The organism is Pseudomonas sp. P108, assembly GCF_032613195.1.
Taxonomy (GTDB): Bacteria; Pseudomonadota; Gammaproteobacteria; order Pseudomonadales; family Pseudomonadaceae; genus Aquipseudomonas.
Genome location: NZ_CP126691.1, coordinates 5619722 through 5627500, shown reverse-complemented (window position 1 = coordinate 5627500; position 7779 = coordinate 5619722). Strand labels below are relative to the sequence as shown.

General features: G+C 54.0%; 3 protein-coding genes, 2 tRNA genes and 3 rRNA genes (1 of these 8 running past the window's edge). All 8 read left to right on the top strand.

Features of this window, described 5'->3' with window-relative positions:
- A 16S ribosomal RNA gene (locus QOM10_RS24765) occupies positions 1 to 266 on the top strand; it begins 1271 nt to the left of the window's first position.
- A gap of 81 nt (positions 267 to 347) precedes the next feature.
- A tRNA-Ile gene (locus QOM10_RS24760) sits at positions 348 to 424 on the top strand.
- 30 nt (positions 425 to 454) lie between these two features.
- Positions 455 to 530, top strand: a tRNA-Ala gene (locus QOM10_RS24755).
- 246 nt (positions 531 to 776) lie between these two features.
- A 23S ribosomal RNA gene (locus QOM10_RS24750) occupies positions 777 to 3670 on the top strand.
- A gap of 153 nt (positions 3671 to 3823) precedes the next feature.
- A 5S ribosomal RNA gene (gene rrf / locus QOM10_RS24745) occupies positions 3824 to 3939 on the top strand.
- The 16S, 23S and 5S rRNA genes sit together here with 2 tRNA genes alongside, the layout of an rRNA operon.
- 149 nt (positions 3940 to 4088) lie before the next feature.
- On the top strand, positions 4089 to 4748 hold the full coding sequence (locus QOM10_RS24740) for a paraquat-inducible protein A (RefSeq protein ID WP_160041846.1): 660 nt from the start codon (positions 4089 to 4091) through the stop codon (positions 4746 to 4748).
- A complete protein-coding gene (locus QOM10_RS24735) occupies positions 4735 to 5358 on the top strand; it encodes a paraquat-inducible protein A (protein ID WP_016983584.1) in 624 nt (207 codons plus the stop codon). Before QOM10_RS24740 ends, QOM10_RS24735 begins: the two co-directional genes overlap by 14 nt.
- Positions 5351 to 7654: a PqiB family protein gene (locus tag QOM10_RS24730; protein WP_316917110.1), complete on the top strand. Its 2304-nt coding sequence runs from the start codon at positions 5351 to 5353 to the stop codon at positions 7652 to 7654. The genes QOM10_RS24735 and QOM10_RS24730 overlap by 8 nt, the downstream gene beginning before the upstream one ends.
- Positions 7655 to 7779: the final 125 nt, after the last annotated feature.

The following is a 7779-nucleotide window of genomic DNA, read 5'->3' as shown; positions in this document are numbered from 1 at the left end:
CTAATCCCATAAAACCGATCGTAGTCCGGATCGCAGTCTGCAACTCGACTGCGTGAAGTCGGAATCGCTAGTAATCGTGAATCAGAATGTCACGGTGAATACGTTCCCGGGCCTTGTACACACCGCCCGTCACACCATGGGAGTGGGTTGCACCAGAAGTAGCTAGTCTAACCTTCGGGAGGACGGTTACCACGGTGTGATTCATGACTGGGGTGAAGTCGTAACAAGGTAGCCGTAGGGGAACCTGCGGCTGGATCACCTCCTTAATCGACGACATCAGCTGCTCCATAAGTTCCCACACGAATTGCTTGATTCATTGAAGAAGACGAAAGAAGCAGCCCGAAATTGGGTCTGTAGCTCAGTTGGTTAGAGCGCACCCCTGATAAGGGTGAGGTCGGCAGTTCGAATCTGCCCAGACCCACCAATTTTGTGTGGGAAACGCCTGTAGAAATACGGGGCCATAGCTCAGCTGGGAGAGCGCCTGCCTTGCACGCAGGAGGTCAGCGGTTCGATCCCGCTTGGCTCCACCACTACTGCTTCTCTTGTATAAAGCTTAGAAATGAGCATTCCATCGTGGTGATGGTGAATGTTGATTTCTAGTCTTTGACTAGTTCGTTCTTTAAAAATTTGGGTATGTGATAGAAAGATAGACTGAACGTTACTTTCACTGGTAACGGATCAGGCTAAGGTAAAATTTGTGAGTTCTCTTAATTGAGAAATTCGAATTTTCGGCGAATGTCGTCTTCACAGTATAACCAGATTGCTTGGGGTTATATGGTCAAGTGAAGAAGCGCATACGGTGGATGCCTTGGCAGTCAGAGGCGATGAAAGACGTGGTAGCCTGCGAAAAGCTTCGGGGAGTCGGCAAACAGACTTTGATCCGGAGATGTCTGAATGGGGGAACCCAGCCATCATAAGATGGTTATCTTGTACTGAATACATAGGTGCAAGAGGCGAACCAGGGGAACTGAAACATCTAAGTACCCTGAGGAAAAGAAATCAACCGAGATTCCCTTAGTAGTGGCGAGCGAACGGGGACTAGCCCTTAAGTGGCTTTGAGATTAGCGGAACGCTCTGGAAAGTGCGGCCATAGTGGGTGATAGCCCTGTACGCGAAAATCTCTTAGTCATGAAATCGAGTAGGACGGAGCACGAGAAACTTTGTCTGAATATGGGGGGACCATCCTCCAAGGCTAAATACTACTGACTGACCGATAGTGAACTAGTACCGTGAGGGAAAGGCGAAAAGAACCCCGGAGAGGGGAGTGAAATAGATCCTGAAACCGTATGCGTACAAGCAGTGGGAGCAGACTTTGTTCTGTGACTGCGTACCTTTTGTATAATGGGTCAGCGACTTATTTTCAGTGGCGAGCTTAACCGAATAGGGGAGGCGTAGCGAAAGCGAGTCTTAATAGGGCGTCTAGTCGCTGGGAATAGACCCGAAACCGGGCGATCTATCCATGGGCAGGTTGAAGGTTGGGTAACACTAACTGGAGGACCGAACCGACTACCGTTGAAAAGTTAGCGGATGACCTGTGGATCGGAGTGAAAGGCTAATCAAGCTCGGAGATAGCTGGTTCTCCTCGAAAGCTATTTAGGTAGCGCCTCATGTATCACTGTAGGGGGTAGAGCACTGTTTCGGCTAGGGGGTCATCCCGACTTACCAAACCGATGCAAACTCCGAATACCTACAAGTGCCGAGCATGGGAGACACACGGCGGGTGCTAACGTCCGTCGTGAAAAGGGAAACAACCCAGACCGTCAGCTAAGGTCCCAAAGTTATGGTTAAGTGGGAAACGATGTGGGAAGGCTTAGACAGCTAGGAGGTTGGCTTAGAAGCAGCCACCCTTTAAAGAAAGCGTAATAGCTCACTAGTCGAGTCGGCCTGCGCGGAAGATGTAACGGGGCTCAAACCATACACCGAAGCTACGGGTATCACCTTCGGGTGATGCGGTAGAGGAGCGTTCTGTAAGCCTGTGAAGGTGAGTTGAGAAGCTTGCTGGAGGTATCAGAAGTGCGAATGCTGACATGAGTAACGACAATGGGTGTGAAAAACACCCACGCCGAAAGACCAAGGTTTCCTGCGCAACGTTAATCGACGCAGGGTTAGTCGGTCCCTAAGGCGAGGCTGAAAAGCGTAGTCGATGGAAAACAGGTTAATATTCCTGTACTTCTGGTTATTGCGATGGAGGGACGGAGAAGGCTAGGCCAGCTTGGCGTTGGTTGTCCAAGTTTAAGGTGGTAGGCTGGAATCTTAGGTAAATCCGGGATTCTAAGGCCGAGAGCTGATGACGAGTGTTCTTTTAGAACACGAAGTGGTTGATGCCATGCTTCCAAGAAAAGCTTCTAAGCTTCAGGTAACCAGGAACCGTACCCCAAACCGACACAGGTGGTTGGGTAGAGAATACCAAGGCGCTTGAGAGAACTCGGGTGAAGGAACTAGGCAAAATGGCACCGTAACTTCGGGAGAAGGTGCGCCGGTGAGGGTGAAGGACTTGCTCCGTAAGCTCATGCCGGTCGAAGATACCAGGCCGCTGCGACTGTTTATTAAAAACACAGCACTCTGCAAACACGAAAGTGGACGTATAGGGTGTGACGCCTGCCCGGTGCCGGAAGGTTAATTGATGGGGTTAGCTAACGCGAAGCTCTTGATCGAAGCCCCGGTAAACGGCGGCCGTAACTATAACGGTCCTAAGGTAGCGAAATTCCTTGTCGGGTAAGTTCCGACCTGCACGAATGGCGTAACGATGGCGGCGCTGTCTCCACCCGAGACTCAGTGAAATTGAAATCGCTGTGAAGATGCAGTGTATCCGCGGCTAGACGGAAAGACCCCGTGAACCTTTACTATAGCTTTGCACTGGACTTTGAATTTGCTTGTGTAGGATAGGTGGGAGGCTTTGAAGCGTGGACGCCAGTTCGCGTGGAGCCATCCTTGAAATACCACCCTGGCAACTTTGAGGTTCTAACTCAGGTCCGTTATCCGGATCGAGGACAGTGTATGGTGGGTAGTTTGACTGGGGCGGTCTCCTCCTAAAGAGTAACGGAGGAGTACGAAGGTGCGCTCAGACCGGTCGGAAATCGGTCGTAGAGTATAAAGGCAAAAGCGCGCTTGACTGCGAGACAGACACGTCGAGCAGGTACGAAAGTAGGTCTTAGTGATCCGGTGGTTCTGTATGGAAGGGCCATCGCTCAACGGATAAAAGGTACTCCGGGGATAACAGGCTGATACCGCCCAAGAGTTCATATCGACGGCGGTGTTTGGCACCTCGATGTCGGCTCATCACATCCTGGGGCTGAAGCCGGTCCCAAGGGTATGGCTGTTCGCCATTTAAAGTGGTACGCGAGCTGGGTTTAGAACGTCGTGAGACAGTTCGGTCCCTATCTGCCGTGGACGTTTGAGATTTGAGAGGGGCTGCTCCTAGTACGAGAGGACCGGAGTGGACGAACCTCTGGTGTTCCGGTTGTCACGCCAGTGGCATTGCCGGGTAGCTATGTTCGGGAAAGATAACCGCTGAAAGCATCTAAGCGGGAAACTTGCCTCAAGATGAGATCTCACTGGAACCTTGAGTTCCCTGAAGGGCCGTCGAAGACTACGACGTTGATAGGTTGGGTGTGTAAGCGCTGTGAGGCGTTGAGCTAACCAATACTAATTGCCCGTGAGGCTTGACCATATAACACCCAAGCAATTTGCGTCGAAAGGCCAAGTTGCGGTGTGTGAAGACGAAACGAACCGAAAGTTCGAATCTCACAAAAAACACCGAAAGCTATCACATACCCAATTTGCTGAAGCGAGGCCATTTGGCCACGACTCAGTACCCGAATTTCTTGACGACCATAGAGCGTTGGAACCACCTGATCCCATCCCGAACTCAGCAGTGAAACGATGCATCGCCGATGGTAGTGTGGGGTTTCCCCATGTGAGAGTAGGTCATCGTCAAGATTAAATTCCGAAACCCCAATTGCGAAAGCAGTTGGGGTTTTGTTTTGCCCGCAGGAAAGTTTTTTGCTCGCGACAGCGAACAAATTTGCACAGTTATTTTCGAATCAGAACACTAGAATAGCCCCACCTTATTCGGAGCCAGAGCCTTTATGTCAGAGTCGGTTGACGCCCCCGGGCTGTCAGATTTACCGCTGGAAGACTTGGTGGCCTGTCATGAGTGCGACCTGCTGATGCGCAAGCCCACACTTGCCCATGGTGAGAAAGCGCTCTGCCCGCGCTGCGGTTACGAGTTGTACGCTCACCGTCATAACGTGGTGCAGCGCAGCCTTGCCTTGGTGATTGCGGCATTGCTGTTGTACATCCCGGCAAACTTTTTACCCATCATGCAGCTCAATATCCTCGGGCAGTCTTCGCAGGATACGGTCTGGAGTGGCGTGCTCGGCCTGTTCAACACCGACATGCAGGGCGTTTCGATCGTCGTATTCCTGTGCAGCATGGCCATCCCGCTGCTGAAATTGCTGTGCCAGTTGTTCGTGTTACTGACGATCCGTTTCGATATTGGTCGTAACTACGGCTTGCTGCTCTATCGCATTTATCACCACCTCAAAGACTGGGGAATGCTCGAGGTCTACCTCATGGGCGTACTGGTGGCGATCGTCAAACTGGCGGACATGGCCGCCATTACCGTAGGTCTGGGCTTGGTGTGTTTCATCGGTCTGTTGTTGGTGCAGGTCTGGCTGGAAGTGGTGATGTCACCGCACCAGATCTGGCAGGCGTTATCAGGAGAGGACGCTCATGCGGGCGATTGATGCGGGCATTCTGGTGTGTACCGAATGCCACGAATTGAACAAACAGGAAGCGGATACCGACGAGCAAACCTGCACCCGCTGCGGTGCGCTGGTTCACGCTCGCCGTCCGAACAGCCTCGTGCGCACCTGGGCACTGCTGATCACGGCAGCAATCATCTATATTCCGGCCAATGTCTTGCCGATCATGACGGTCAGCTCCTTGGGTCAGGGTGATCCGAGCACCATCATGTCCGGCGTGATCCAGTTGGTGCAGCACGGCATGATTCCGATCGCGGCCGTGGTGTTTATCGCTAGTATTCTGGTGCCCACCTTCAAACTGGTCGGTATCGCACTGCTGTTGTTTTCGGTGCAACGACGTCAGCCATTGTCGGCTCGTCAGCGCATCTGGATGTACCGCTTCATCGAGTTCATCGGCCGCTGGTCGATGCTCGATATTTTTGTGATCGCCATTCTCGTGGCGGTCGTCAACTTCGGCCGGCTTGCCAGTGTCGAAGCCAATCTTGGTGCCATCGCCTTCGCCAGTGTGGTGATTCTGACGATGCTCGCCGCAGTAACTTTCGATCCCCGACTGATTTGGGATAACACGGAGTCGGACGACGACCATGACTGATTTGCCCGTAGCGAAAACCCGACCGGCTTCGAACTGGTCTGCCATTTGGGTACTGCCTCTGATCGCGCTGATCATCGGCGGCTGGCTCGGCTGGCGTGCCTATTCCGAAACCGGTATCGAAATTCAGGTCCGCTTTGAAAGCGGCGAAGGCATTCAGGCCAACAAGACCGAAGTCATGTACAAAGGCATGTCAGTCGGTAAGGTCAAGACGCTCAAGCTCGACGATGAGGGCAACTCCAAAGGCGTGATTGCCACCGTCGAGATGAATAAAGACGTTGAGCAATACCTCAAGACCAGCACGCGCTTCTGGCTGGTCAAACCGAGCGTGACTCTGGCCGGTATCACCGGTCTGGAAACCCTGGTTTCCGGTAACTACGTCGCCATTAGCCCTGGCGAAGGTGAACCTGTGCGCAAGTTCAAGGCGCTGGCCGAAGAACCACCGCTGTCGGATGCCAAGCCCGGTCTGCACCTGACCATCAAGGCGGATCGTCTCGGCTCTTTGGACCGCGGCAGCCCGGTGTTCTACAAGCAAATCAAGGTTGGCCAGATCAAAAGCTACGTGCTCTCGGAAGACCAAAGTACCGTTGAGCTCAAAGTCTTCATCGAGCCGACCTACGCCAAACTGGTGCGCAAACACACGCGTTTCTGGAACGCCAGCGGCATCAGCATCGACGCCAACCTGTCCGGCGTGAAAGTACGCAGCGAATCGCTGGCCAGCATCGTCGCGGGTGGTATCGCCTTCGCCACACCGGAAAACCGCAAAGACAGCCCGCCGACCGATCCTAGCCTGCCGTTCCGTCTCTATGAGGACTTCGACGCTGCCGCTGCCGGGATCCGCGTAAAGGTCAAACTCAGCGACTTCGAAGGACTGCAGGCCGGCCGCACACCGGTGATGTACAAAGGCATTCAAGTCGGCAACATGAAGGCGCTGAAGGTTGATCCTGACCTGAACAGTGCCACAGCCGAGCTCACTCTCGATCCATTGGCTGAGGACTATCTGGTCGATGGCACGCAGTTCTGGGTAGTTAAACCGTCGATTTCTCTGGCTGGGATCACCGGTCTGGAAGCCTTGGTGAAAGGTAACTACATCGCCGTTCGCCCGGGCGATAAGGGTGCGGCACCGAAACGCGAATTCGAGGCCCGGCCAAAAGCGCCGCCGCTGGATCTGCGCTCACCGGGCTTGCACCTGGTGCTGTTCACCGATGTCCTCGGCTCGATCGATGTCGGTAGTCCAATTCTGTACAAACAGGTCAAGGTCGGTTCGGTGCAGAGCTATCAGTTCTCCAAGACCAAGAAGCAATTGGTCATTGGCGTGCACATCGATAAGGAATACGAAAACCTGGTCAACGCCTCGACGCGCTTTTGGAATGTCAGTGGCATCACGTTGACCGGCGGACTGACCGGTGGCATTCAGGTCAAGAGTGAGTCGCTGCAGACCCTGATGGCCGGTGGTATCGCCTTCGAGACACCGCAAGCGAAGGCGCCGCTGCAGAAACGTATTCCGCGTTTCCGTCTGTTCGCCAACCATGATGAGGCGAATCAGAAAGGCGCGGTGGTTACGATCAAAGTCGATCGCGCTGATGGTCTGCGTAGTGGCACCCCGGTGCGCTTCAAGGGACTGGATGTCGGCAAGATTGAAAGTGTCGATCTGACTGACGATCTGCAATCGGTCATCCTCACGGCGCGGATTACCGAAGTGCCGGAGAAGATCGCCCGGGTCGGCAGCCAATTCTGGGTGGTCAAACCGGAGCTCGGCCTGATCAAGACTGCCAATCTGGAAACCCTGGTGACCGGGCAGTACATCGAAGTGCAGCCGGCGGCCAAGAACCTTGGCCCGCAGAAGAACTTCGTTGCCCTGGCCAGTGCGCCGGAAGTCACCAAGCAAGAGGCAGGTCTGAGTCTGGTACTGAGCGCTGCCCGTCGTGGTTCGCTGAAGCCGGGTGTGCCGGTCACCTACCGTGAAATCACCGTGGGTAAAGTCACCGGTTATGAACTGGGCCAGACCGCCGATCGTGTGTTGGTACACATTCTGATCGAGCCTAAATATGCGCCGTTGGTGCGCAGCGGTAGCCGCTTCTGGAACACCAGCGGTGTCGGTTTCGATATCGGTTTGTTCAACGGACTGACAGTGCGCACCGAGTCGCTGGAGACGGCGATTCAGGGCGGGATTGCTTTTGCTACGCCGGATGGCGAGCGCATGGGTAACCCGGCGCGGGCTGAGCAGACGTTTCCGTTGTTCGACAAGTTTGAGGATGAGTGGCTGACGTGGGCGCCGAAGATTTCCCTCGGTAAATAAACTCCAGATTATTCGGCGTCTGAAAGGACGCCTTCGCGAGCAGGCTCGCTCCCACAGTGGATGAGCGGTGTACACAAAAATTGTGTTCGACGCTAATCCCTGTGGGAGTGAGCCTGCTCGCGATA

What these genes read in the sequence shown, in the direction of transcription:
- QOM10_RS24740 (WP_160041846.1), top strand. Translation starts at nt 4,089, where the DNA reads ATGTCAGAGTCGGTTGACGCCCCCGGGCTGTCAGATTTACCGCTGGAA.
- QOM10_RS24730 (WP_316917110.1), top strand. Translation starts at nt 5,351, where the DNA reads ATGACTGATTTGCCCGTAGCGAAAACCCGACCGGCTTCGAACTGGTCT.
- QOM10_RS24735 (WP_016983584.1), top strand. Translation starts at nt 4,735, where the DNA reads ATGCGGGCGATTGATGCGGGCATTCTGGTGTGTACCGAATGCCACGAA.